Annotated in this window: 22 protein-coding genes, 1 pseudogene and 1 riboswitch; of the genes and pseudogenes, 7 read left to right on the forward strand and 16 right to left on the reverse strand. The window is 69.8% G+C overall.

Annotated features, from left to right (window positions below; translation table 11 throughout):
• Positions 1-145: 145 nt before the first annotated feature.
• The gene (locus ACIREE_RS41185) at positions 146-1,165 is read right to left on the reverse strand and encodes an EamA family transporter (RefSeq protein WP_404164514.1); all 1,020 of its coding nucleotides are present in this window, start codon (positions 1,163-1,165) and stop codon (positions 146-148) included.
• Between the two features lie 96 nt (positions 1,166-1,261).
• On the reverse strand, positions 1,262-1,780 hold the full coding sequence (locus ACIREE_RS41190; protein ID WP_404164516.1) for a Clp protease N-terminal domain-containing protein: 519 nt from the start codon (positions 1,778-1,780) through the stop codon (positions 1,262-1,264).
• A 198-nt stretch (positions 1,781-1,978) separates the two neighbouring features.
• Between ACIREE_RS41190 and ACIREE_RS41195 the strand changes: the two genes are divergently transcribed.
• Both ACIREE_RS41195 and ACIREE_RS41200 read left to right on the forward strand, forming a co-directional pair.
• The gene (locus ACIREE_RS41195; protein WP_404164518.1) at positions 1,979-2,167 is read left to right on the forward strand and encodes a hypothetical protein; all 189 of its coding nucleotides are present in this window, start codon (positions 1,979-1,981) and stop codon (positions 2,165-2,167) included.
• Between the two features lie 165 nt (positions 2,168-2,332).
• Positions 2,333-2,760, forward strand: a pseudogene (locus ACIREE_RS41200) (SRPBCC family protein).
• Positions 2,761-2,840: 80 nt separating this feature from the next.
• Here the strand turns inward: ACIREE_RS41200 and ACIREE_RS41205 are convergent.
• Entirely contained in the window at positions 2,841-3,458 is a 618-nt protein-coding gene (locus tag ACIREE_RS41205; RefSeq protein ID WP_404164520.1) for a PadR family transcriptional regulator, read from the reverse strand.
• Between the two features lie 183 nt (positions 3,459-3,641).
• Here ACIREE_RS41205 and ACIREE_RS41210 point away from each other — a divergent pair, with 183 nt between their 5' ends.
• Positions 3,642-4,451, forward strand: coding sequence for a PhzF family phenazine biosynthesis protein (locus tag ACIREE_RS41210; RefSeq protein WP_404164522.1), 810 nt, complete (start codon positions 3,642-3,644; stop codon positions 4,449-4,451).
• 9 nt (positions 4,452-4,460) lie between these two features.
• Here ACIREE_RS41210 and ACIREE_RS41215 read toward each other — a convergent pair whose 3' ends face one another.
• Positions 4,461-5,261: a CPBP family intramembrane glutamic endopeptidase gene (locus ACIREE_RS41215; RefSeq protein WP_404164549.1), complete on the reverse strand. Its 801-nt coding sequence runs from the start codon at positions 5,259-5,261 to the stop codon at positions 4,461-4,463.
• 187 nt (positions 5,262-5,448) lie between these two features.
• Here ACIREE_RS41215 and ACIREE_RS41220 point away from each other — a divergent pair, with 187 nt between their 5' ends.
• Positions 5,449-7,221, forward strand: a complete 1,773-nt coding sequence (locus ACIREE_RS41220) for a substrate-binding and VWA domain-containing protein (protein ID WP_404164524.1) — start codon at positions 5,449-5,451, stop codon at positions 7,219-7,221.
• A 6-nt stretch (positions 7,222-7,227) separates the two neighbouring features.
• On the opposite strand, the gene ACIREE_RS41225 is transcribed toward ACIREE_RS41220, so the two are convergent.
• The gene (locus ACIREE_RS41225) at positions 7,228-8,748 is read right to left on the reverse strand and encodes a glutamate--cysteine ligase (RefSeq protein WP_404164525.1); all 1,521 of its coding nucleotides are present in this window, start codon (positions 8,746-8,748) and stop codon (positions 7,228-7,230) included.
• A 525-nt stretch (positions 8,749-9,273) separates the two neighbouring features.
• On the opposite strand from ACIREE_RS41225, the gene ACIREE_RS41230 reads away from it, so the two are divergent.
• Both ACIREE_RS41230 and ACIREE_RS41235 read left to right on the forward strand, forming a co-directional pair.
• Positions 9,274-9,858, forward strand: coding sequence for a hypothetical protein (locus ACIREE_RS41230; protein WP_404164527.1), 585 nt, complete (start codon positions 9,274-9,276; stop codon positions 9,856-9,858).
• Positions 9,859-10,167: 309 nt separating this feature from the next.
• Entirely contained in the window at positions 10,168-10,368 is a 201-nt protein-coding gene (locus tag ACIREE_RS41235) for a DUF5999 family protein (RefSeq protein WP_404164529.1), read from the forward strand.
• 69 nt (positions 10,369-10,437) lie between these two features.
• Here the strand turns inward: ACIREE_RS41235 and gcvP are convergent, their stop codons facing one another.
• Entirely contained in the window at positions 10,438-13,323 is a 2,886-nt protein-coding gene (gene gcvP, locus ACIREE_RS41240; RefSeq protein WP_404164531.1) for an aminomethyl-transferring glycine dehydrogenase, read from the reverse strand.
• A gap of 185 nt (positions 13,324-13,508) precedes the next feature.
• Positions 13,509-13,604: riboswitch (glycine riboswitch) on the reverse strand.
• Positions 13,605-13,716: 112 nt separating this feature from the next.
• Between gcvP and ACIREE_RS41245 the strand changes: the two genes are divergently transcribed.
• Positions 13,717-14,148 (forward strand): PRC-barrel domain-containing protein, encoded by a 432-nt coding sequence (locus ACIREE_RS41245; protein ID WP_404164533.1) that lies wholly within the window; start codon positions 13,717-13,719, stop codon positions 14,146-14,148.
• A gap of 218 nt (positions 14,149-14,366) precedes the next feature.
• Here ACIREE_RS41245 and ACIREE_RS41250 read toward each other — a convergent pair whose 3' ends face one another.
• From ACIREE_RS41250 to ACIREE_RS41295, 10 genes are all read right to left on the reverse strand, one after another.
• Positions 14,367-15,752, reverse strand: a complete 1,386-nt coding sequence (locus ACIREE_RS41250; RefSeq protein WP_404164535.1) for a DNA polymerase IV — start codon at positions 15,750-15,752, stop codon at positions 14,367-14,369.
• 46 nt (positions 15,753-15,798) lie between these two features.
• A complete protein-coding gene (locus tag ACIREE_RS41255; protein WP_404164537.1) occupies positions 15,799-16,419 on the reverse strand; it encodes a MerR family transcriptional regulator in 621 nt (206 codons plus the stop codon).
• A gap of 191 nt (positions 16,420-16,610) precedes the next feature.
• Positions 16,611-17,084: a bifunctional nuclease family protein gene (locus tag ACIREE_RS41260; RefSeq protein ID WP_005475662.1), complete on the reverse strand. Its 474-nt coding sequence runs from the start codon at positions 17,082-17,084 to the stop codon at positions 16,611-16,613.
• Positions 17,085-17,169: 85 nt separating this feature from the next.
• Positions 17,170-17,901 (reverse strand): MerR family transcriptional regulator, encoded by a 732-nt coding sequence (locus tag ACIREE_RS41265; protein ID WP_404164539.1) that lies wholly within the window; start codon positions 17,899-17,901, stop codon positions 17,170-17,172.
• A gap of 27 nt (positions 17,902-17,928) precedes the next feature.
• Positions 17,929-18,717: an FHA domain-containing protein gene (locus tag ACIREE_RS41270; RefSeq protein WP_404164541.1), complete on the reverse strand. Its 789-nt coding sequence runs from the start codon at positions 18,715-18,717 to the stop codon at positions 17,929-17,931.
• Between the two features lie 202 nt (positions 18,718-18,919).
• Positions 18,920-19,843, reverse strand: coding sequence for a DUF881 domain-containing protein (locus ACIREE_RS41275; RefSeq protein ID WP_404164551.1), 924 nt, complete (start codon positions 19,841-19,843; stop codon positions 18,920-18,922).
• 5 nt (positions 19,844-19,848) lie between these two features.
• Positions 19,849-20,181 carry a small basic family protein gene (locus ACIREE_RS41280; RefSeq protein WP_030901291.1) on the reverse strand — a complete coding sequence of 111 codons (333 nt, stop codon included), beginning with the start codon at positions 20,179-20,181 and terminating at the stop codon, positions 19,849-19,851.
• Positions 20,178-21,083: a DUF881 domain-containing protein gene (locus tag ACIREE_RS41285; protein ID WP_404164543.1), complete on the reverse strand. Its 906-nt coding sequence runs from the start codon at positions 21,081-21,083 to the stop codon at positions 20,178-20,180. Before ACIREE_RS41285 ends, ACIREE_RS41280 begins: the two co-directional genes overlap by 4 nt.
• A gap of 89 nt (positions 21,084-21,172) precedes the next feature.
• Positions 21,173-23,668: a sugar phosphate nucleotidyltransferase gene (locus ACIREE_RS41290; protein ID WP_404164545.1), complete on the reverse strand. Its 2,496-nt coding sequence runs from the start codon at positions 23,666-23,668 to the stop codon at positions 21,173-21,175.
• Between the two features lie 113 nt (positions 23,669-23,781).
• Positions 23,782-24,390, reverse strand: a complete 609-nt coding sequence (locus ACIREE_RS41295) for a CDP-alcohol phosphatidyltransferase family protein (RefSeq protein WP_404164547.1) — start codon at positions 24,388-24,390, stop codon at positions 23,782-23,784.
• Positions 24,391-24,591 lie beyond the last annotated feature (201 nt).

Consider the following 24,591-nt stretch of genomic DNA (forward strand, 5'->3'; position numbering starts at 1 on the left):
AGGGTCATGTGGCGGAGCCACCTGTCCCTTTGCGCCGTGCGGTGAGGGGGCGTGCCGGGCGTCGTGACGCCGCGGAGATCCGTCAGAAGGGCCCTAAGCGGCCGGAGGCGGCAGGACGAGTGCGTGTGCGTACATGATCGGCACCTTAGACCGCGCCGCCCGACCGGGACAACGCGGTTTCCGCCGGTTCGACGGGGAGTTCCGGCGGCTGCGTCGGCGCCTTCGACGACTGCGCGATGAACGCCCCGGCCAACACCACCGCACCGCCGAACAGTTGTGGCGCCGACAGGTGCTCACCGAGCAGGACCCAGGCGAGGACGGTCGCGATGACCGCCTCCAGACAGGCGACGACACCGGCCACCTGCGGCGAGAGCCGTCGCACGGACACCACACCGGTGACGTACGCGACGACGGTGGCGAGCAGCACGATCCAGCACAGCAGCAGCCAGGCGGGGACGGCGGCGCCGTTCATGGTGGCGTCGCCCGCGAGCACCGACCAGTCCATGCCCCACGGGCGGGCGACGAGGGTGAGCACGACGGCGCCGACCAGCAGCCCGTACGCGATGACGCCGAACGGGTCGGGCACCTCGCCGCCGGAGACGCCCGCGTCGCTGCCCTGGTCGGACAGGACGAAGTAGCCGACCTGGCAGCAGGCGGCGCCGAGCGCGAGGAGCAGGCCGAGCGCGTCGAAGCTGAGCCCCGACCACACCTCGACCACGCACGCGAGCCCGCCGACGGCCAGCACGACGCCGAGCGCGGCGGCCCTGGTCACGGGCTTGTGCTGGACGAACCGGACCCAGCCGAGGACCAGGGCGGGTGCCAGGTACTCGACGAGCAGAGCCACGCCGACCGGGATGCGGGAGATCGCCGCGAAGTAGCAGGCCTGCACGCCCGCGACGGCGAGCAGCCCGAACCCGAGGAGCAGCAGGGGCCTGCGGCGCACCAGCGCGCGGTGCCGCCAGGCGACGGGCAGCATGACGAGGGCGGCGCCGGCGACGCGCAGCCACACCACATACAGGGAGTCGAGCCCCGCTTCGATCAACGGTTTGGCCGCGACGCCCGATCCGCCGAACGCGAGCGCGGAGACCAGGGCGAGCCCCAGTCCGAAGCCGCGCCCGCTGGTTGCCTGACTCCCTTGAGACCCTTCTGACCCGTGCACCGGCACATCATGACAGGGCCGGTCAGGACCGTCATCCCCGATGACCCCTGTCTCACGGATCGGACCGGCAGATCGGACTGCGGCCCCTTGGCCCCGCGGCGGTCAGTTCAGACGCTGCCGCAGCCGCGCCACGTCCACTCCGGCCCGGCCGAGCACCTCGACCGCGCGACACTCCCCGTCCGCCGCGAGCGCCGCCAGGACGTCCACACCGCGGGCCCGCGCGTCACCGCGGGACGCGGCCCGCTCGGCGCCGGCCTCCATCGCCGCGGCGGCGACGGGCGACCAGCCGGGGGTGCCCCGGACCAGGGGGACGGCGCCGGAGTCCTCCACGGCGCCCTGCCACTGCAGCCCGTAGCCGATGCTGCGCTGCACGAGATAGCCGAGCAGCCGCGCGACCTGCCCCTTGTCGGCGAAGGCGGCGTGCACCTCGGGATCGGCCTCCAGGAGCGAGTGCAGCAGGTGCGCGGTGTCGATCCGGCCGTCCCCGTCCCGCACCGCGCGCCGCCGGGCCCCCGCGACGATCAGGGCCAGCTCGTCACTGAGCTCACTTAGCGGCGCCTCGACGGCTTCTTCCGGGATGTGGCCGTGCGCGGTGGCGTCCGACGGGATAGGGCTTTGCACACATCCCACCCCATCAGCCGCGATGCACGGGAACATCCCCGGTGGGGAGCATTCTCACCTCCGACATGAGTTGGGCGCGGATGAGCGACTTCTCCTCCTCAAGGATGAGATCGCACGATGCGCTCCCGACCCGCGCGCGCCGCCTTGCCCCACCCCTGCGCGCAACCAGGAACCCACCGACTCTCGTCCGTCACAGACATGGACCGCAGGTGCTGGCTCGTGGCCCTGCCCGCGATCGACGGCAGGCAGTACGTGTATCGGGTGTACGCCCCTGAGGACGCGCTGCGCGCCGACCTGTTCTGGGACGCCTGGCACTGCCACGACGAGGGCCCGCATCCCCGCGCGTACGACGTGTTCGACGCGGCGGAGATCGAGCGCACGGGCTGAGCGGCCGCCGACGGCCCCCTCCGACCTCATCCATTCCTGACGGTTCATCAGTATTGAATGTTCGAGGCCAGGCAGCTACTTTCCGCGACACCACAGCCCACGCGGCTCGCGACACAGCTCTCTATACAGGTCTCGACACAGCTCTCGACACAAAGGGGTGGCCGCATGGCCGAAGTCAGCGCGGAAGCACGCATCGAGGCACCCGCCGAGAAGGTCTGGGCGCAGCTCACCGACTTCACCTCGTACGGAGAGTGGAACGCCACCCACACCAACTTCCCCAAGGGCGCCCCCACCTCGCTCCAGGTGGGCGGCACGTTCGAGGAGAACATGAAGCTGATGGGCTTCCCGGCCGAGGTCACCTGGACCGTCGAGGACCTGGAGAGCCCCCGCACGCTGGCGATCCGGGGCAAGGGCCCGATGGGCGTGAACGTCGGCACGCGCTACACCGTCACCCCGGACGGAGCCGCGTCGACGTCCGCATCGACGGCGAGTTCCAGGGCGCCGCCGTCTCCCTCATGGCGGGCAAGCTCAAGGACTCGGCCACGGCGGCGCTCGTGGAGTCCCTGCGCAAACTGGCGGGCCTGGTGGCCTGACCGTACGTACGCGAAGAGGCGCCCCGCGGTACGGGACGCCTCTTCCTTGCTCCGCACCCTGGCTGGGCCCGCACGGGGGCTCAGTCCTCGTCGGCGAGGATCAGGTACAGCTTCTTGCGCGACTCGTTGATGACGGCGAGCGCCTTCTCGCGCTGCTCCTTGCTGCCGGTCTTCCAGACCTGGCCGAACGCCTCCATCAGGCCGAAGCCGGCCTGCCGGATCTCGTTCATGGCCTCCCAGTCGACACCGCGACCGGCCTCCTCCCAAGGGGCGTCGGGGCCCTCTTCGGCGGCGGTGCTCCCGGCGTCGGTGAGCGAGAAGAGCTTCTTGCCGCCCTCGCTGGCGCTGGCGATCAGGCCCTCGTCCTCGAGCAGCTGAAGCGTCGGGTAGACGGAGCCCGGGCTGGGCTTCCACGCGCCTCCGCTGCGCTCGGCGATCTCCTGGATCATCTCGTAGCCGTGCATCGGGCGGTCCTTGAGGAGGGCCAGGATCGAGGCGCGCACGTCACCGCGCCGCGCTCGGCCCCGGGGCCCGCCACCGCGGCCGCCGCGTCCGCCCCAGGGGCCGGGGCCGAAGCCCGGACCGAAGGGTCCGAACGCTCCGCGCCGGCCTTCGAAGCCGCCGCGCTCGAAACCGCCTCGGCCCTCGTGGCCGGGTCCGTGATGTCCATGTCCGTGGTCGTGTCCGTGGGTACGCATGAGAATCAGTCCTTTCGTAACTGATCGAAGTTCATTGACCGCGATCATTGACCGATCGCGATGCCTCAACGATATATCGGAAGACTTCGCTTGGCAACACCCACGAACGAGGAGCAAAAAAGATGCCGGTCGCGCCGAATTGGCCTTGGCCGGGACACGGGGCCGTCACCTACCGTCCCTGACATGCGCATTCGTATCGTCGACGCTTTCACCGACCGCCCCTTCGCCGGCAACCCCGCCGGCGTCCTGCTCCTCGACGCCTTCCCGGACGACACCTGGCTGCAGAACGTCGCCGTCGAGGTCAACCACGCCGAGACCGCCTTCGCACACCCGCTGCCCGAGGGCGGCGACGCGGACTGGGCCCTCCGCTGGTTCACCCCCGGCACCGAGGTCGACATGTGCGGCCATGCCACGCTCGCCACGGCCCACGTGCTGCACTCGACGGGGACGACCCGGGGGCCCGTCCGCTTCGCCACACGCAGCGGCGTCCTCGTAGCCACCCCCCACGACGACGGCTCCCTCACCCTCGACTTCCCGACGGCACCGCTCACCGAGGAAGGGGCCCCGGCCGGTCTCGCCGAGGCCCTCGGCGCGAAGCCGCTCTCGGTGCACGACACCGGCCGCTCGGTCGGCGACCTGCTCGTCGAGCTGCCCGACGAGCAGACGGTCCGGGCCCTCGCCCCCGACCTCAAGGCGCTGATCGGGCTCTCCGAGCGCGGCATCATCGCCACGGCCCGTGCCGCGGATCCGTCCCAGGGCTACGACTTCGTGTCGCGCTGCTTCTTCCCGGGCGTCGGCGTCGACGAGGACCCGGTGACCGGCAGCGCGCACACCGCCCTGGCCCCGTTCTGGGCACGGCGCCTCGGCCGCACCGACCTCACGGGCCTGCAGGCCTCGGCCCGCGGCGGCCTGGTCCGCGTAGGCCTGCGCGGCGAGCGCACCCTGCTCACCGGCAGCGCGGTCACCGTCATCGAGGGCACGCTCCACGCGTAGCCCTCAGGTTCAGGCGGTGGGCAGCCAGTCCACCTTGCCCGCGAGCAGCCCGTATCCGACGAACGCACCGATGTCCAACAGGGAATGGGCCACCACCAGTGGCCCGACCCGCCCCCATCGCCGGTACAGGAAGGCGAAGACGACGCCCATCGCGAGGTTCCCGAAGAACCCGCCGATGCCCTGGTACAGGTGGTACGAACCGCGCAGCACGGACGACGCGACCAGCGCCGTGCCGGGCGTCCACCCCAACTGCCCGAGCCTGCGCAGCAGGTATCCGACGACGATGACCTCTTCGAGTACGGCGTTCTGCACCGCCGACAGGATCAGCACCGGGTACTTCCACCACACGTCGGGCAGCGCCTCCGGCACCACCGTGAGGTTGAAGCCGAGGCCGCGGGCCCCGAGATAGAACGCGATGCCGGTACTGCCGATCACGGCCGCGATCGCCACGCCGCGCGCCCCGTCGAACCACGGCCGTGTCCGGTCGAAGCCGATCGTGCGCAGACTCCCGCCCTCCCGCAGCAGGAAGTGCGCGACGAGCGCGACGGGCACCAGCGCGCTCGCGATCCCGAACAGCTGCCACGCGAGATCGAGCCACGGCCGCCCGGGCGCCGCCGAGGCGTTGAGCGTCGCCGCCTGGTCCTTCAGACCGCCTGGTTTGGTGACCGATCCGACAAAGCTGATCAGCGCGGACACGCCACTGGCACCGAGCGAAAGTCCCAGTACGAGCAGTGTCTCGTCCCGCAAAAATCGTCGCGAGAGCCCCTCGTTGGGAAAAGAACCGGCCACCGACCCCGCCTCCACCTGCACACCTGCCTTCACTTGAGTAATCCCGTCTCATCCGTCACGTCGCGCCACTAGGGTCTCGAATGCAGGTACGAAGATTGCGCGCGACAGGCCGGGGGGGCGGGCGCCGCAGTCCGGCACACCTTTCCCTCCCTTGCTCCACCGCTTATATCGCAACTGCCTTTACGGCTCAGGGAGGGGCTCCACCGTCATGGGACGTCACAGCAGCATGCCCGACGAGTACGGGACGGCCGCGGCCGACCCGCGGCCCCGGTCGCGGGGCCGCTCGGTGGCCATCGCGACGGCCCTCGTCCTCGTCGTCGCGGCCGGCACGGCCCTGGCGGTCCGCAGCGACCTGCTCGACCTCGGCGACTCCTGCGGCGACGAGGTGCACCTCGACGTCGTCGCCTCGCCGGATGTGGCGCCCGCGCTGCGGACCGCCGCCGACCGGGCCCGCGAGCAGCACATCACCTCGGACGGCGACTGCCTCGACGTCACCGTCACCGGCCGCGAATCGTCCCAGGTCGCCGACGCGCTTCGGGCCGGAAAGGGCAAGCCGGACTACCAGGTGTGGGTACCGGACTCGGACCTGTGGATCGAGCGCGTCGAGCAGACCGCCAAGGCGACCCAGGTCACGGCGGCCGGGAACATCGCCGCGTCGCCGATCGGCATCGGCATGGTTCCGTCGGCCGCGAAGGAGTTCGGCTGGCCCAAGAAGACGTACAGCTGGACGCAGTTGACGGGCGCCGTGATGGCCGACGACAAGCTGCGCCTGGGCGCCGCGGACCCCGCCCGCAGCTCCACCGGTCTGCTCGCACTCACCGAACTGGCGGGCTCCGCGAAGAGATCCGGCGACGACGACGGCACCCGGGCCGCCGCTACGGCGAAGGCGCTCTCGCAGCGCACGTCCGACAGCGACAGGCAGTTGATGGAGACACTGGCACGCGACGGCTCCGGCACGGAGCAGGGCAACCCGCGCCGCAACCAGGCGCTGATCCTCTCCGAACAGGCCGCCTTCGCGCACAACGCCGGCGCGGGTACCGCGAACTCCCTCGACCTTTTCTATCCGAAGGACGGCTCGCCCGAGCTGAACTACCCGTTCTCGCTGGTCGACGAGGACACCCTGGCCACCGACGAGAGCCGCGCCGCCGTCCGCTTCATGACGCTGCTCGGCACTCCCGACGGCCGGTCGATCCTGGAGAAGCACGGCTTCCGCACCGACGGAGGCGCCTCCCCCGACGCGGTCGCCGCGCAGGCCGGCGCCCGCTTCCCGCAGCCGTACGCGGAACCCACCGCGCAGCCGCCGGGCGACGAGGAGATCGAGGAGACCCTCGGCATGTGGACGATCACGGTGCAGAGCGCCCGCATCAGCACGGTCGTGGACGCCTCCGCCTCCATGGCGAACCTGGTGCCGGGCCGCGGCGAGTCCCGGATGGAGGTGACGAAGGCGTCGATGCTGGCGGCTCTGGCCACGTTCACCCCCGAGGACGAGATCGGCCTGTGGGAGTTCTCGACGCACCTCGACGGCAGCCGCGACTACAAGAAACTGGTGTCGACCGAGCGGCTCGGCGACCGTAAGGGCTCCGGCACCCTACGCGACCGGCTGACCGCCGCGTTCACCTCCCTCCAGCCGGTCCCTGGCGGGGCGACCGGCCTGTACGACACGACGCTGGCCGCCTACAAGGAGGCCACGTCGACGTACAAGAGCGGCAAGTTCAATGCCGTGGTGGTGGTCACCGACGGCGTCAACGAGGACCCGGGCTCGATCTCCCGCGGCGGCCTCGTCTCCCGGCTCCAGGACCTCGCCGACCCCGAGCGCCCGGTGCCCCTCATCGTCATCGCCGTCGGCCCGAGCACGGACAAGGACGAGATCGAGCAGATCGCCGAGGCGACCGGCGGCTCGGGCCACCAGGTCAGCGACCCGGCCGACATCCAGCAGGTGATCCTCAAGGCCATTGTCCAGGCGGGCGCCAAGAGCAGCTGAGCCGGTTCAGCCGAGCGGCACGGCGGGCTCCGGCAGCCCGACGGGCCAGGTGTGCACGGGCTCGCCCAGGTGCATCAGCTCGGCGTACCGGCGGGTGGTCGCCGCGAGCGCCGCATCGCGCGCGAGGCCGCTCTCCAGAGCCCGGTGGTAGGTCGCGGCCTGCCACGCCGCGCCGTTGGTCCGTCGCGCGCACCGCTCCTCGATCACGCCCAAGTAGTAGTCGCGGTCGGCGGGTTCGACTCCCCACGCGTCGAGACCGGCCGCCGCGAGCGGCAGCAGCTCGTCCCGTACGAGGGTGACGGCCGGCACCTGTTCGGTGCCGCCGAAGCGGCCCCGGCGCGGCCACTCCAGGCGCGCGTCGATGCCGTGGCGGCAGGCGGTGTCGAAGTTGCGCGCCGCGGCGTCGAAGGAGAGCCGCGACCACACCGGCCGTGACTCCGCCGCCAGCGCGCGTACGAGGCCGTAGTAGAAGGCGACGTTGGCGATGACGTCGGTGACGGTGGGCCCGGCGGGCAGCACCCGGTTCTCGACACGCAGGTGCGGGACGCCGTCGGCGATGCCGTAGACGGGCCGGTTCCAGCGGTACACCGTGCCGTTGTGCAGCACGAGTTCGCCGAGGTTCGGCACACCGCCCCTGTCGAGCACGTCCAGCGGCCGTTCCTCGTTCATGATCGGCAACAGGGGCGGGAAATACCGCAGGTTCTCCTCGAAGAGGTCGTACGCGGAGTCGATCCACCGCTCCCCGAACCAGGTCCGCGGGCGCACCCCCTGCGTCTGCAGCTCGGGCGGCCGGGTGTCCGTGGACTGCTGGAACAGCGGGGGCCGCGACTCCCGCCACAGCTCGCGCCCGAACAGGAACGGCGCGTTGGCCCCCACCGCGATCTGCGCCGCGGCCACCGCCTGCGCCGCGTTCCACACATCGGCGAACCGGCTCGGTGTGACCTGGAGGTGCAACTGCACGGAGGTACAGGCGGCTTCGGGCGCGATCGAGGAGGACGTGCAGGTCAGCCGCTCCACACCGTCGATGTCGAGCACGAAGTCCTCGCCGCGGGCGCCGACGATCGCCTCGTTGAGCAGGGTGTACCGGTCGACGTCCGACAGGTTCGCGGAGACGAGATCGTCCGCGCTCAACGTCGGCAGAATGCCGATCATCACGATCCCCGCGTCGACCTCATTGGCCTTTCGATGGGCATAGCCGAGCCCGGTGCGCAGCTCCTCGGCGAGCTGATCGAGAACGCGGCCGCCGAGCCGGTGCGGCGCGATGTTCACTTCCAGATTGAACATCGCGAGTTCCGTTTGGAAATCCCGGCTCGCGATGCGCTCGAGCACTTCCGCATTCATCATTCTCGGCATCCCGTCGGGCCCGGCGAGATTGAGTTCGATCTCCAGGCCCATGAGATTTTTGGGCCGGTCGAACCGCTTCTCGTCCAAGAGCCGCCCGAGCCCCACGAGACACTCCCGCAACTTGTCCCGGTAGTCCCGCCGGTCGGCCAGGTCGACCGCGCCCGCAACGACCTTCTCCCCCATGGAAGCTTCCCTCCTCGCATGGGCCGCCCGACGATCCGGCCGCGTGTCACGGTGGATGATGCCCATGCAATGTGATCGATAAGGCCCCCTGCGGACCCACGGAGCAGTACGCTCGGTGCGCTTACCCCGGGGCACATTCCTTAGGCATGCGACGTTCCGTAGATACATCTACGAACGGTTGGTGAAAAACGCCGACGAGAATCAGCCGACCGCCCGCTCGGGCAACACCGAGGTCACGCGGCGAAGGTTCAGGGGAAATCGGATGGGCGCCGACAAAACGGCGCCGAAACGAAGGCCGAATAGCGCCTTGCGCACCCCATCCGCCTTGGTAGCGGAAACAACTTGTGAACACACGTCGTATAAACTTCGCTAACGAGACAGAGAGTTGGCGCCCACGGTCGAGGCCCCGCCCCCTCTGCCCCGCGTAACGCTGCGCACTCACGCGCACCCCGCAGCAGACAGCGCCGTCCGCTCGTCCCGCACCGCCCTCGCACCACGTGCCTGTCGAATGAGAGGCGACCCACCATGCCGCTGCACGTCCCCCCGGCTCCCGCGCCCGCCCTCCGCACTGTCCTCACAGCCCTAGGTTCGCCCACCGCCGTCCGTGAGGCCCGCACCCCGTCCCTGCGTGTCGCACAGGGACCGGCAAGTCCTGAACTCCCTCTGCCCGTCCATGTGTTGGACCGCATCACGGAAACCACCGGGCCGTCGCGCGCCCGCCTCGCCGGCTGGCGTTTCCTCATCCGTTGCGGGGATCGCGCGGTGGCCGCCGCCGACACGATGCTCACCCCGGACGGCTGGACCTTCTCGCACTTCTTCGAAGGCCCCTACGTCTCCTCCACCGAACGCGCCCTGCGCCAGGCGGAAACCCTGCCGAAGACCTACCAGCCACGGCTGCTCTCGGTCCCGGAGCTGTACATGCTCACCCTGTGGCTGCACGGCGACCACACCGCCGACGCCTCGAGCGGCCAACCGGCGGCCGACGACATCCTGATCCCGCTCGCGCCGGCCCCGCCCGGCATCGCGGCCCACCGCCCGCACCGCGTGGCGGAACTGCTACCGGTCCTCGCCCTCCGCCTGACTCCACCGCGGGCCGCCCTGCTCGCCTGACCCTGTGCCCCGCACCGTCCGCCGTCCGGTCGCGGGGCACAGCTCTGCCCGCGCCCGCCCTACCGGACTAGCCCACTAGGACCACCCCGAACCACCCGAAGGGACAGTGCAGTTGGGATGAACCGTCCGCACGGGTGACGCGTCTCCATCCTGTGAGGACCGCTGCAACGAAATCCCTGCGGATTGACGTCCACAGGGCAACACTGGGTTCGGACCAACTGAAAACGGGGGGCGGCCATGAACACGACTTCACGCCGCAGCACAGACGCCAATGTCATTGACTTAACTACGCAGCGAAAGAACCCATCCATGTGCCAGCACCAGCCATCGTGCCCGACAGCAGAATCCGCTGACAGGGAGGCCGCGCTCCCCGTGGCTCATCACCCGGAGCAAGGCTGGAGCCTCCTGTGCAACGGAGTCCTGCTCTTCGAGGACACCGGTGAGCTGCTCCCCAACGGCACGATCATCGCCCCGCACCGCCCACTGGCCGCCGTGGTCACAGCGGCGTAGAGGCCCAGGCGCACAAGGGCGCGCGACCAGCCACTCGCCATGGCCGGCCGCGCTGCCCCTCCCCGCTCCTTACGCCTCGTAGGCGTCCAGCGGCGGGCACGAGCACACCAGGTTCCGGTCACCGAACGCCTGGTCGATGCGGCGCACGGGCGGCCAGTACTTGTCCGAAGCGGCGACCCCCGCGGGGAAGACACCTTCCTCACGGCTGTACGCGTGGCTCCAGTCGCCGCCGAGCATCCCGGCCGTGTGCGGAGCGTTCCGCAGCGGGTTGTCATCCACCGGCCACTCGCCGGAGGCGACCCGCTCGACCTCCCCGCGAATGGCGATCATCGCGTCGCAGAAGCGGTCGATCTCGCCGAGGTCCTCGCTCTCGGTCGGCTCGATCATCAGCGTCCCCGCGACCGGGAACGACATGGTCGGCGCGTGGAACCCGTAGTCGATGAGGCGCTTGGCGATGTCGTCGACGCTGACCCCGGTCGCCTTGCTGAGCGGCCGCAGATCGATGATGCACTCGTGCGCGACGAGCCCGCCGGGCCCGGTGTAGAGCACCGGGTAGTGCGGCTCGAGCCGCTTGGCGATGTAGTTCGCGGAGAGCACGGCGACCTGCGTCGCCCGCTTCAGCCCCTCGCCGCCCATCAGCCGTACGTACGACCACGAGATCGGCAGGATCCCGGCGGAGCCCCACGGCGCGGCCGAGATCGGCCCGACACCGGTCTTCGGCCCGGCGGCCGGCTGCAGCGGGTGGTTCGGCAGATGCGGCGCGAGGTGGGCGCGCACCCCGACCGGGCCGACGCCGGGACCGCCGCCGCCGTGCGGGATGCAGAACGTCTTGTGCAGGTTCAGGTGCGAGACGTCGCCGCCGAAGTGCCCCGGCTTGGCGAGCCCCACCAGGGCGTTGAGGTTCGCCCCGTCGACGTACACCTGGCCGCCGGCGTCGTGCACGGCGGCGCAGATGTCGGCGACGTGCTCCTCGAAGACCCCGTGCGTCGACGGGTACGTGATCATGAGGACGGAGAGCTGTTCGGCGTACTGCGCGATCTTGGCGCGCAGGTCCTCGACGTCGATCTCGCCGTCGTCGGCGGTCTTCACGACGACGACCTTCATCCCGGCCATCACGGCGCTGGCCGCGTTCGTACCGTGCGCCGACGACGGGATGAGACAGACGGTCCGCTGCTCGTCGCCGTTGGCGCGGTGGTAACCCCGCACGGCCAGCAGCCCCGCGAGCTCGCCCTGCGAACCGGCGTTCGGCTGCAGCGACACGTTGTCGTAGCCGGTGACCTCGGCGAGCCGCTCCTCCAGTTCGCGGATGAGCGTGAGGTAGCCCTGCGCCTGATCGGCCGGCGCGAAGGGGTGCAGCTGCCCGAACTCGGGCCAGGTGACCGGCTCCATCTCCGTCGTCGCGTTGAGCTTCATCGTGCAGGAGCCCAGCGGGATCATGCCGCGGTCGAGCGCGTAGTCACGGTCGGCGAGCTTGCGCAGGTAGCGCAGCATCGCGGTCTCCGAGCGGTGCTGGTGGAAGACCGGGTGCGTCAGGATCTCGTCACCGCGCAGCGCCGTCTCCGGCAGTACGTCGGCCACCTCGGCGTCCAGCGCTTCGATGTCCGCCTCGACACCGAACGCGTCCCAGACGACCCCGAGCCGGCTCCGCGTGGTGGTCTCGTCGCAGGCGATCGAGACGTGGTCGGCGTCGACGAGCCGCAGGTTGACCCCGCCCTCACGAGCGGCGCCGACGACCCCCGCGGCCGCCCCGGGCACCCGGACCGTGAGCGTGTCGAAGTACGCTCCGTGCACGACCTCGACGCCGCCCGCCGTCAGACCGGCGGCCAGCAGCGTGGCGTAGCGATGCGTGCGCGCCGCGATGGACCGCAGGCCGTCAGGACCGTGGTAAACGGCGTACATCCCGGCCATGACGGCGAGCAGGACCTGCGCCGTACAGATGTTGCTCGTGGCCTTCTCACGACGGATGTGCTGCTCACGCGTCTGCAGGGCAAGCCGGTACGCCTTGTTCCCGTCGGCGTCCACCGAGACACCCACGAGCCGCCCGGGCAGGGACCGCGCGAACTTCTCCCGTACGGCCATGTATCCGGCGTGCGGGCCGCCGAAGCCCATCGGCACACCGAACCGCTGCGTCGTGCCGATGGCGATGTCCGCGCCCAGCTCGCCGGGCGAGGTCAGCAACGTCAGAGCGAGCAGGTCGGCGGCGACGGTGACGATGGCGCCCAGCTCGTGCGCCTGGTCGATCACGGGCTTGATGTCGCGCACGGCGCCGGAGGCCCCCGGGTACTGCACGAGCACGCCCACCACGCCGCGCTCGGCGACCTCGGCCGGAATGCCGTCGCTCAGGTCGGCGACGACGATCTCCACGCCGGTCGGCTCGGCCCGTGTCCGGATGACCGCGGTGGTCTGCGGCAGCGCGTCGGCGTCCACCACATACACACCGTCCTTGACCTTGCCGATGCGCCGCGACAGCGCCATCGCCTCGGCGGCGGCCGTGCCCTCGTCGAGCAGGGAGGCTCCGGAGGTCGGCAGTCCGGTCAGCTCCGCGACCATGGTCTGGAAGTTGAGCAGGGCCTCGAGCCGGCCCTGGGAGATCTCCGGCTGGTACGGCGTGTAGGCCGTGTACCAGGACGGGTTCTCCATGACGTTGCGCAGGATGACGGGCGGCGTGAACGTCCCGTAGTAGCCGAGCCCGATCATGGAGCCGAGCACCTGGTTGCGGTCGGCGAGGGCGCGGAGCTCGGCGAGCACCTCCGCCTCGGTCCGGGCGGCGGGCAGGTCCAGCGCCTCGGCGCTCTTGATCACATCCGGCACCGCGGCCGCCGTCAGCTCGTCGAGCGAGCCGTAGCCGACCTGCGCGAGCATCTTGGCCTGCGCGGCGTCATCCGGACCGATGTGGCGCTGTTCGAAGGGGATTCCCTGCTCCAACGCGGAGAGCGGAGTTCGGTTGGCGGTCATTGGCGGAGGCCTCCTGGTCGATGCGACCTGCGAGGGGCACCACGGCGTGCGTGCCCGGACGGCCTCCCCCTCTGTCATCTCAACCTGAGAGCTTCACCGGCCCGCCCCGCGCGATCACGGAACACACCGGCTTTCACCGTCGGTGAGGGCGGAATACGTGCACCCGCCCTGCTTTCCAGAGTGACCTCGTCCGTGCGGTACAGGGGCCTGAGAGATTCCGGGGAGGATTTGCTCCTTCGGCGCCTCCGACAACTGCTCGGAGACTCTCCCGCACGGGGTCAGCAGCCACCTGCCAGCCTACCAGCGGCGCCTTGGCCCTCCCTCGAGTGGCCGCCTCCCCCAATGTGCTCTTTCGTAGTGTTTACAGATGAGTTGCGACCAGCTGGAGGGCCCGTGCAGACCGACATCGATCCGCGCAACCTGATCGGCCGCAAGGCGCTCGACCGCAACGGAACCAAGATCGGCACGATCGACGAGGTCTACCTCGACGACGCCACGGGCGTTCCGGAGTGGGCGGCGATACGGACGGGCCTCTTCAGCCGCGACGCCTTCATCCCCCTGGAACCCAGCGAACTGATCGACGGCACCCTCCGCGTCCCTTTCGAACGCGCCCTGATCAAGGACTCCCCGGACTTCGGCGTGGGCCGCCACCTCTCCCCCGAACAGGAACTGCAGCTCTACCACCACTACGGCCTCGACATCTCGGCCCCCCACGCCCCGGACATCATGTTCGGCCGCATCGCGGGCGGCGGAGGACCCCCCGACAACCCAAGCCCCACCGACAATGCAAGCCGCTCCGGCAACTCAAGCCCCTCCGGCGATTGAGGAGCGGGGTCCGGGGCGGAGCCCCGTGCAGCACGCCACCACCCGGCCGCGCCCCCCCCCCCCCCCCCGGGGGCCCCCCCCCCCCCGCCCCCCCCCCCCCCCCCCGGCCCCCCGGCCCCCCCCCCCCCCCCGGGGCGTGGCGGAGGAACGGCGGGCCCCGCGCGGGGCGCCCCCCCCTGCAGCACGCCACCACCCGGCCGCGCCCACACCCACCCCCGCTAGGACACCACCCCCTCTTCCCCCCGCTCGACCAACGGCAACGGCTCCCCCGGCTCCAACAGCGGATCATCGACAAGAAACGTCCGCACCCGCCCGGGCCCCACCGCATACGGCGTCTCGAACCGCACCGTCACCCGCCCGAGCCCACTGCCCTGCACCCACCCCGGCCCGAACTCGGCATGCCGCACATCGTGCCCCGCCATCCACCGCCGCTCGACCGCCTCGGCCACCACCTCGGCGGCGGCCTCGACCCGCTCTCCCACCTCGACGGCGTCCACCGCGCTCCGGTCCTCTTCCTCGGCTTCCTCGGCGGCAGCCGCCTGCGCGAACAGGTCCTCCTGCGTGAAGTCGGCGAGACCACTCACCCCGACCCCGAGCAACCGCACCCCGCCCGTCGTGTCCACGGACTCCAGCAGCCGCGCGGCGGCCTCCCGCACCACCGCCGGATCGTCCGTCGGCCCGCGCAGCGTCTCGGACCGCGTGAGGGTGGAGAAGTCGTACCGCCGCACCTTCAGGACCACGGTCCGCCCCGACCGCTCGGCCGCCCGCAACCGCTCCACACACCGGTCGGCGAGCCGCCGCACCTCCGCACGGACGCGCACCCGGTCATGGATGTCCACGTCATACGTGTCCTCGACCGACACGGACTTGGAATCGCGCTCGGCGACCACGGGCCGGTCGTCGTGCGCCAGCGCCATGGCGTACAGATGCCCCCCGTGCGACTTCCCCAAGAGGCGCACCAGCTCGTCCTCGCCCGCCCCGGCGATCTCCGCGACGGTGAGGATCCCGGCCCGCCGCAGATGATCCCCGGTCGCGGGCCCGACCCCCGGCAGAATCCGCACGGACTTCGGCCCGAGCAGCGCCCGCTCGGTCCCCGGACGTATCAGCACCAGACCGTCCGGCTTCGCCTCCTCCGACGCGATCTTCGCCAGCATCTTGGAGGCGGCGAGGCCCACGGACCCGGTCAGCCCGGTCACGCGCCGAATGTCCGCCCGCAGCCGCACCCCGACGGCCTGCGCGGAGGCCTCGTCCCAGGCCACCTCTGCGGTCTCCAGATCGACGAACGCCTCATCGAGGCTCAACGGCTCCACCAGCGGCGAAAGCTCCCGCAGAAGCCCCATCACCTGCTCGCTGACCTCCCGGTACAGCCGGAACCTGGGCACCAGGTACGCGGCGTGGGGGGCGAGCCGCCGCGCCTGCCCCATCGGCATGGCCGAGTGCACCCCGAACTTCCGCGCCTCGTACGACGCGGTCGCCACGACGCCACGCGGCCCGAGCCCGCCCACGACGACCGCTTTCCCGCGCAGGCTCGGCTTGGCCGCCTGCTCCGCGGAAGCGTAGAAGGCGTCCATGTCGAGATGCAGAATCGTCGGCGCGGATCTCACCCCACCGATGCTGCCCTACGCCACTGACAACGCGGCCGAACGGCCCTCACACGGCCCGGTTGCGCCGCCTCGCGAGCTCGTCCGCGGGATTGTGCCGAACGAGGGTCTCTCCGGTGTCCACCCGCTCCCCGTGCAGTTGCGACAGGGCGCCCTCCACGTCCCGCCGGACCACGCCGACGGCGATCCCGAAGATCCCCTGCCCGCCCTGGAGCAGCTCGTGCACCTCGGCCGGCGACGTGCACTCGTACACGGTCGCGCCGTCGCTCATGAGCGTCATCCGCTCCAGGTCCGCGAGGCCGCGCTCCCGCAGGTGCTGCACGGCCGTGCGGATGTTCTGCAGCGAGACACCCGTGTCCAGGAAACGCTTGACGACCTTGAGGACGACGACGTCCCGGACGCTGTACAGGCGCTGCGCCCCCGACCCGTACGCGGACCGCACACTGGGCTCGACGAGGCCGGTCCTGGCCCAGTAGTCGAGCTGTCGATAGGTGATGCCGGCCGCCGCGCACGCGGTCGGGCCCCGGTATCCGACTTCCTCGGACGCCTCTTCGCCGCTCTCCCCCGCCACCGCAGACACCGCTTGTGGGCGCTGCGGAGTGAGATCGGCCGCGCTGCCGTGAAACGAGTACGGACCGCCCGTCGCCGTACCGTCGCCGCTGCTTCTCACGCCGACCTCCTCTTTGACCTGCCTACACGACGGTAGGCAGTCACAAGGGGTGCGTCAACGAACGCCACACTCGCCACGCCGAGTGATAATCACCCTAGGAGTGGTTTCCCGTATCCCACCGCGGGGAAAGGCTAGCCGAATGCGCCGAGGCGGCCGCCGGTGGGCGACCGCCTCATGGTCATTTCCGCCGATCACTGACTGTTGGTCCCGAAGTCCTCGGGCGAGATCTGGTCGAGGAACTCGCGGAACTTCTCCACTTCGTCCTCCTGCTCGTCCGGGATGGCGATCCCGGCATCATCCAGAACCCCGTCACTGCCGAAGATCGGCGTTCCGGTGCGCAGCGCCAGCGCTATGGCATCGGACGGGCGGGCGCTGACCTCCACGCCGCTCGCGAACACCAGCTCCGCGTAGAAGACACCTTCCCGCAGGTCCGTGATGCGTACTTCGGTGAGCTCCTGTCCGACCGCTTCCAGCACGTCCTTGAACAGGTCGTGCGTCAGCGGACGCGCGGGGGCCATGCCCTGCTGGGCGAAGGCGATCGCCGTCGCCTCCCCCGGTCCGATCCAGATGGGGAGGTAACGGTCGCCTCCCACTTCACGCAGGAGCACGATCGGTTGGTTGGAGGGCATTTCGACCCGGACACCTACGACGTCGAGCTCGTTCACACAGCAACCCTAGGACGTGCCCGGCCGGTTTGGGTAGTCGGGCATCCGCCGAGGGCCGGGCCCACGCCGCTCACCCGCCCTGCGATCAGGGCAGACGCACCCCGAGAGCGGTCTGTACAAGGGCCGCGTGCAGCCGCACGGTGAGGCCCGCCAGTTCCTTGGCCCGCGCCTGCGCGAGGGCCCTGGTCTGCGGATTGCGATGCACCTTGAGCGGCGCGACGACCGAGTCCACGAGTCCGGCCTCACGGTCCGCGGCCGCCCGCATGACCCGCAGATGCCGTGGCTCGATCCCGAACCGGCCCAGCTCTCCCACCAGCTCGGCGACCAATACGGCCGAGGCGTCGTAACCGCCCTCCGGCAACGGCACGATGAGCCCGTACGACTCCCACTCGGCGAGGTCCCCCTCGTCGATGCCCACGGCGGCGAGCAGCTCGTCCCGGCCGACGCGAGCCGCGGTGGGAGCCCTCTCGGCCCCGCCCGTGGCGTCGCCAGGGCGCCCAGGAGCGGGCACGGGCAGCGCCTCACCCGGCTCCAGGGCGTCGAGCTGCTCCTTGATGACCTTCAGGGGAAGGTAGTGGTCGCGCTGCATCCGCAGGACGTGGGCGAGCCGCTCGACGTCGTCCGGGCTGAACTTGCGGTAGCCCGAGGGCGTCCGCTGCGGCTCGATGAGACCCTCGGTCTCCAAGAACCTGATCTTGGAGATGGTGACTTCGGGGAACTCGTCGCGCAGCTCGTTCAGCACGGTGCCGATGCTCATCAGCCGACTGTCCACAATGGCGGTGCCCGTTCCGGCACCGCCCCTCGGTGTGTGAAGCATGGACCTTCCTGAAGGCTCGCGGATGGGTCAGATACCTCGCTGGCTCGCGTAGAAGACCAGCCGGTACTTGCCGATCTGCACCTCGTCGCCGTTGTTCAGCGTCACGGAGTCGATGCGCTCACGGTTCACATACGTCCCGTTGAGACTGCCCACGTCGGACACGGTGAACGAGCCGTCCTGCTGGCGACGGAATTCCACATGGCGGCGCGACACGGTCACGTCGTCCAGGAAGATGTCGCTCTGCGGGTGGCGTCCCGCCGTCGTGAGGTCGCCGTCCAGGAGGAAACGGCTGCCCGAGTTCGGACCGCGGCGCACCACCAGGAGCGCCGAGCCCAGCGGCAGCGCGTCGACCGCGGCCTGCGCCTCGGGCGACAGGGCCGGCAGCTGCGTCTGCCCGGTGGCCTCCGGGTCGTACGACTCAAGGCCCGAGATGGAGATCGTGGACGTCGTCTCCGACGGCCCCTCGGGCGTCGCCCCGCTACGCAGCGGCGCACCGCAGTTCGAGCAGAACCGGCTGTTCTCGCCGTTCCGGTTCCCACACCTCGTACACACCAGGGCCGACATGGACGGATCCTCCTGCCGCGGCTGCCCCGCGGGGGCATTCGACGCATACGGGTCGGAGCCGAAACCTATGCGGCCGGAACCGGCACGGTCAACAGACGACGCGCCCTGTCCGCCCGAAATGTCACCGCCGACCTGGTCGCGGAAGAGCGGGCGCTCGCCCAGCTGCGTCTCCGCCTCGTCTCCGTGGCGCGGCGCACGATGACGGGCGTCGTCACGCGCACTCTTGCCGAACAACTTCGCAAACAACTTCACGGGCGATTCCCCTTGACCGAAACAGACCCGCCCGTGGGGCAGGACGAACCCTGACTGCCTACATCCGTGTACATCACTGACACGGACATCCTCACAACGTCCGTATCCGCCAAACAGTTTCCACCACGCACCCCGTCTCCGGTGCGCCGACCCCCCGCAACCTCATGCCCTTGCACGACATCCCCCATGCACCTGCCCCTCACTACGAGGACGACCGAGCGTAATCAGGCCGCTTCGCCGTTCGCAAGGCGTCCACGACGATCCTCTGCGAGCGGCTCACAGCCACCGTGGCCTGCTCCTTCTCCAGCGTCTGCACCACACCTCCGGGGATGTTGAGCGCGGGTTCGAGGTCCTGCGGCTTGCCGATGACCTTGAAAACGTACGGCTGGCCGATCTTGTGCCCGTCCACACTGATCCCTTTCCCGCCGCTCGCGTCCGTCAGATACGTGTTGGCCACGACGCGGACGTCGTTCACCTGGATCGCCTCGGCGCCCGCCGCCCGCAGCTCCTGGACCGCGTCGAGCAGCATGTCCGCCTCGACGGCCCCCTTCGCGTCGGTGACGGTCATCGTGATCCCGGGGCCCTGCGCGGCCACGGTGCCCGCCAGAATGCCGAGTTGGCGTTCCTTCTCGACCGTCTGCTTGCGGGCCTCCTCGGCCTGGTCCGAGCTGTTCTCCAACTCGGTGCGCTGGTCCTCGAGACCTTGCTTCTCATCTTCCAGACGCTGAGTCCGGTCGTCGAGTTCATCGAGGATGCGAACAAGATCTTCCTGCCGCGCACCCCGCAAGGCGCTGTTGTCGTCGCTGTTGGACCGCACCTGGATGGCGAGTCCGAGTCCCAGTACGAACAGCAGCACGGCGACGGTGAGTTGAGCACGCGACACGCGTGGCGGCCACAGCCCCTTCACGAGTCGCTGACGCCCGGTCAGCCGAGGCTCGCCGTCCTGCGCCTGCGCCTGCTCCGGTTCCGCATCTTCCGCTGCCCGCGTGACCTCCGCGGGCAACTCCTTGCGCAGCCGATGCGCGTGCGCGTGCCCAGCCGCCTCCCGGCCCCCAGCGCTTTCAGCGTTCTCGGCGCTCTCGGCGTTCTCAGCGCTTCCGGCGTTCTCGCCGTGCTCCGCGTTCATCGGCCTCACGCCCGGAAGATGTGCCGCCGGATGGCGGCCGCGTTGGAGAAGATGCGGATGCCGAGCACGACGACGACACCGGTGGACAGCTGCGCTCCGACGCCCAACTTGTCGCCCAGGAAGACGATGAGCGCGGCCACGACGACGTTCGACAGGAACGACACGACGAACACCTTGTCGACAAAGATCCCGTCCAGCATGGCGCGCAGCCCGCCGAACACCGCGTCGAGCGCCGCCACCACGGCGATCGGAAGGTAAGGCTCGACCACCGCCGGAACCTCGGGCCGGACGAACAACCCGACCACGACTCCCACGACGAGGCCCAGTACGGCGATCACGATGTGCCCTTCTGCTCTGCTCTCGGCTGTGCTGTACGTACGATCACGCTGGGTGCGGCCGGAAGCTTGATGTCGTCCTGGGCCGAAATACTGGTCCGGATCCCGAAGTTCTCCTGCAGGGCGTGCAGGTACATCCCGTCGGAACTGTTCTGGAACCGGGTGCTCAGCCGCTGGCCGTCCCCTACCGCCAGCACCGTGTAGGGCGGCACCAGCGGCCTGTTGTCGACCAGTATCGCGTCCCCCGCGGCCCTGATGGCGGACAGTGCGGTAAGCCGCTGCCCGTTGATGCTGACGGCTTCGGCACCGGACTGCCACAGGCCGTTGACGACGCGCTGCATGTCGCGGTCGCGCAGCCGCCCGGTGTCGGAGAACCCGGCGCTCTCCCGCGGCCCGCCCCCGCCACCGGACTCGGCCGACTTGGCATCGTCGACGACGAGCTTCACCCCTGGTCCGTGCACGGCGACGGCGCCCGACAGCACGCCCACCAACTCGCCCTGCTCACCACCGTGCTTCTTCAGCGCCTCGCGCTGCATCTCCCCCACATCGGTGCGCAGCGAGTCGACCCGGCCCTCCAACGTATCGGCGGACTTGGTCTCCTGCTCGATACGGTCGATGAGCTCCTCGCGCTCCTTGGCCACCACGGGCGCGGCGACCCGGGCCTGCGCGGCTCCCACAGTCACCACGAGCGCGGCGAGCACAAGTCCCGCCGCGAGTCCCAATTTGGAGCGCAGCGTCTTCGGCAGCCCGCTCTGCCCCAGAGCCCGCCTACGGGCAGTGGCTTCCGCGTACCCGTCGTCGAGGCTGTGGTCCATCACGTTGGTCAGCAGCGACATGGAAGCATCGGGGCGCGCAGGGCGCTTGGGGGTGCTCCGAACCGGGGGCTGCTGCGGCATGCCGCACATCGTCGCACGTCGTGGCCGCTACCTCCGAATGGCCCCATCGGCGTGCCGGTCGGCGCCAGGGAAGGGCGCCGACCGGCACGAGCGAGGGCTCAGCGACCCGCGCTGTCCACCACGGCCGCCCACTCGTCGAGCAACTGCTGCGCGGAGGCGTCGTCCGGCCCCTCGGCCCACAGATGCGTGACGGCCTCCGCCGGATCGGGCAGCACCATGACCCAGCGCCCGTCCGCCTCGACGACCCGCACACCGTCCGTGGTGTCCACAGACCGGTCGCCGGCCTCTTCCACGACCCGCCGCATGACAAGTCCCTTGACGGCCCACGGGGTCGCCAGATCGCGCTTGAGCACATGCGCCCGCGGAATCCGCGCGTCGATCTGGCTCAACGTCAGCTGCGTACGCGCCACGAGACCGATGAGCCGCACAAAGGCCGCGGACCCGTCGAACACACTGCTGAACTCCGGCACGATGAAACCACCGCGCCCGTCGCCACCGAAGATGGTCTCGTCCTCACGCCCCACGCGCGTGAGGTCGTCGGGCGAAGTGGTCGTCCACTCCACCTGCGTCCCGTGGTACGCGGCGACCTGCTCGGCGATCCGCGTCGTCGTGACCGGCAGCGCCACGCGCCCGCTTCTGCGCTCCGCGGCGACCAGGTCGAGCATCACGAGGAGCGCCCGGTCGTCCTCGACGATCCGGCCCTTCTCGTCGACGAGCGACAGTCGCTCCCCGACCGGGTCGAACCGCACCCCGAACGCCGCGCGCGCCGACGCCACGATCTCGCCGAGCCGTACGAGCCCGGACCGCCGGGCATCCGCGGTCTCGGTGGGCCTCGACTCGTCGAGGCCGGGGTTGATGGTCAGTGAATCGACCCCGAGCCGTCCGAGCAGGCTGGGCAGCACGAGCCCGGCGCTGCCGTTGGACGCGTCGACGACCACCTTGAGCCCGGCGTCGGCGATCCCGGTCGTGTTCACGTTGCGCAGCAGAGACCCGGTGTACGAGTCGAAGACGCTGGAGGGGAAGTGCAGGTCCCCGATCTCCCCGGGAAAGGCCCGCCGGTACTCCTGCCGCGCGTATACGCGGTCGAGCTTGCGCTGGCTCCCCTGGGACAGGTCGGCGCCCCGCTCGTCGAAGAACATGATGTCGACAGAGTCCGGTACACCCGGTGTCGTACGGATCATGATCCCGCCGGCACTGCCCCGAGCCGTCTGCTGCCGGGCCACCGGCAACGGCACGTTCTCCAGGTCCCGTACGTCCATGGCGCTGGCCTGCAAGGCGGAGATGACGGCCCGCTTGAGCGCGCGGGCGCCGCGTGAGTGGTCACGCGCCGTGGTCACGGTCGACCCCTTCTTCAGGGTCGTCGCGTACGCGCCCGCCAGTCGCACTGCGACCTCGGGCGTGATCTCCACGTTCAGGATCCCGGAGACACCGCGGGCGCCGAACAGATGGGCCTGTCCGCGGGACTCCCAGATCACCGACGTGTTGACGAAGGCGCCGGCCTCGACCGTCTTGAACGGGTAGACGCGCACGTTGCCCTGGACGATCGATTCTTCACCGACCAGGCACTCGTCCCCGATGACGGCGCCGTCCTCGATCCGCGCGGCCCGCATGATGTCGGTGTTCTTGCCGACGACACACCCGCGCAGATTGCTGTGCTGTCCGATGTAGACGTTGTCGTGCACGACGGCCTTGTGCAGGAAGGCGCCGCTCTTCACGACGACGTTCGAGCCGATGACGGTGTGCTCGCGGATCTCCGCATCGGCTTCGACCTTGGCGTAGTCACCGATGTAGAGCGGCCCGCGCAGCACGGCGTCGGGGTGCACCTCGGCGCCCTCGGCGACCCAGACTCCCGGCGAGATCTCGAACCCGTCGAGCTCGACGTCGACCTTGCGCTCCAGCACGTCGGCCTGGGCCTTCACATAGCTCTCGTGGGTACCGACGTCCTCCCAGTACCCCTCGGCCACGTAGCCGTAGACCGGCTTGCCTTCCTTCATCAGCTGCGGAAAGACGTCCCCGGACCAGTCCACCGGAACGTCGGCCTCGACGTAGTCGAAGACCTCGGGTTCCATCACGTAGATGCCGGTGTTGACGGTGTCGGAAAAGACCTGCCCCCACGTCGGCTTCTCGAGGAACCGCTCGACCTTGCCCTCTTCATCGACGATGGTGATACCGAATTCCAGCGGATTGGGTACACGCGTCAGACAGACGGTGACGAGCGCGCCCTTTTCCTTGTGGAAATTGATGAGTTCGGTGAGGTCGAAATCAGTCAGTGCGTCGCCGGAGATGACGAGGAAAGCGTCGTCCTTCAGCGCTTCCTCAGCGTTCTTCACGCTGCCGGCAGTGCCGAGTGGCTTCTCCTCATTGGCATAGGTGAGCTCCATCCCGAGCTCTTCGCCGTCCCCGAAGTAGTTCTTGACCAGCGAGGCCAGGAACTGCACGGTGACCACGGTTTCGGTGAGCCCATGCCGCTTGAGCAGCCTGAGCACATGCTCCATGATCGGCCGGTTGGCCACCGGCAGGAGCGGCTTGGGCATACTCGAGGTCATAGGGCGAAGGCGCGTGCCTTCGCCGCCGGCCATCACGACGGCCTTCATGTCGGAAGCGTCCTCCTTGTAAGAGACGACGGTCTAGCCGACTTCGCCCGCCAAATTACCCGCAGTTGTCATGTTGCGGACCATCCGGCTTCACCTGGCGCCCGATGGCGAGCTCAATCGGCCATGGAGTCCGCCTTGACAAGACGGCGGACCTGAACCACGTACAGGATCCCTGCCCACCAATACAGGGTTGTACCCCATCCTGCGAACGCCCATCCGAAAATTGCGGCGAGTTCGTGGATCCATCCGCTTCCGTCACTGAGCAGCAGCAGAGGGAACGCGTACATGAGGTTGAACGTCGCCGCCTTGCCGAGGAAGTTCACCTGCGGCGGCGGATAGCCGTGGCGTCTGAGGATCCACACCATCACCAGCAGGAGCAGCTCTCGCGCCAGCAGTACGGCGGTCACCCAGATGGGAAGAATCTCGCGCCAGGTCAGTCCGACCAGGGTGGACAGAATGTAGAGCCGATCGGCGGCAGGGTCGAGCAGCCGGCCGAGGTTGCTGATCTGATTCCAGCGGCGGGCGAGCTTTCCGTCGAGATAGTCGCTGATGCCGCTGAGCGCGAGCACCAGCAGTGCCCAGCCGTCGCTCTTGGGGCCGCCGAACTCAGGCCTGAGGATGAGCCACAGGAAGAGGGGTACGCCGACAAGACGCGCCATGCTGAGGATGTTCGGGATGGTGAGCACCCGGTCCGTCTGGACACGGGTCTCCTGGACCTCCACCCGGGGGCCTCCTGTGGGAAACGAGCCAACGATGCCCCCTGACTTTACCCTCAGCCCTGCCCGGCCCTGGCAACGGGGGTCACCGGAAACGCAAAAAGCCTCTGGGCTCGAGCGTAATGCTCGAGGCCAGAGGCTTCTTATCAAATTTAGTTCGGCGGCGTCCTACTCTCCCACAGGGTCCCCCCTGCAGTACCATCGGCG

It is taken from the genome of Streptomyces sp. NPDC102467, from assembly GCF_044765445.1.
Taxonomy (GTDB): domain Bacteria; phylum Actinomycetota; class Actinomycetes; order Streptomycetales; family Streptomycetaceae; genus Streptomyces.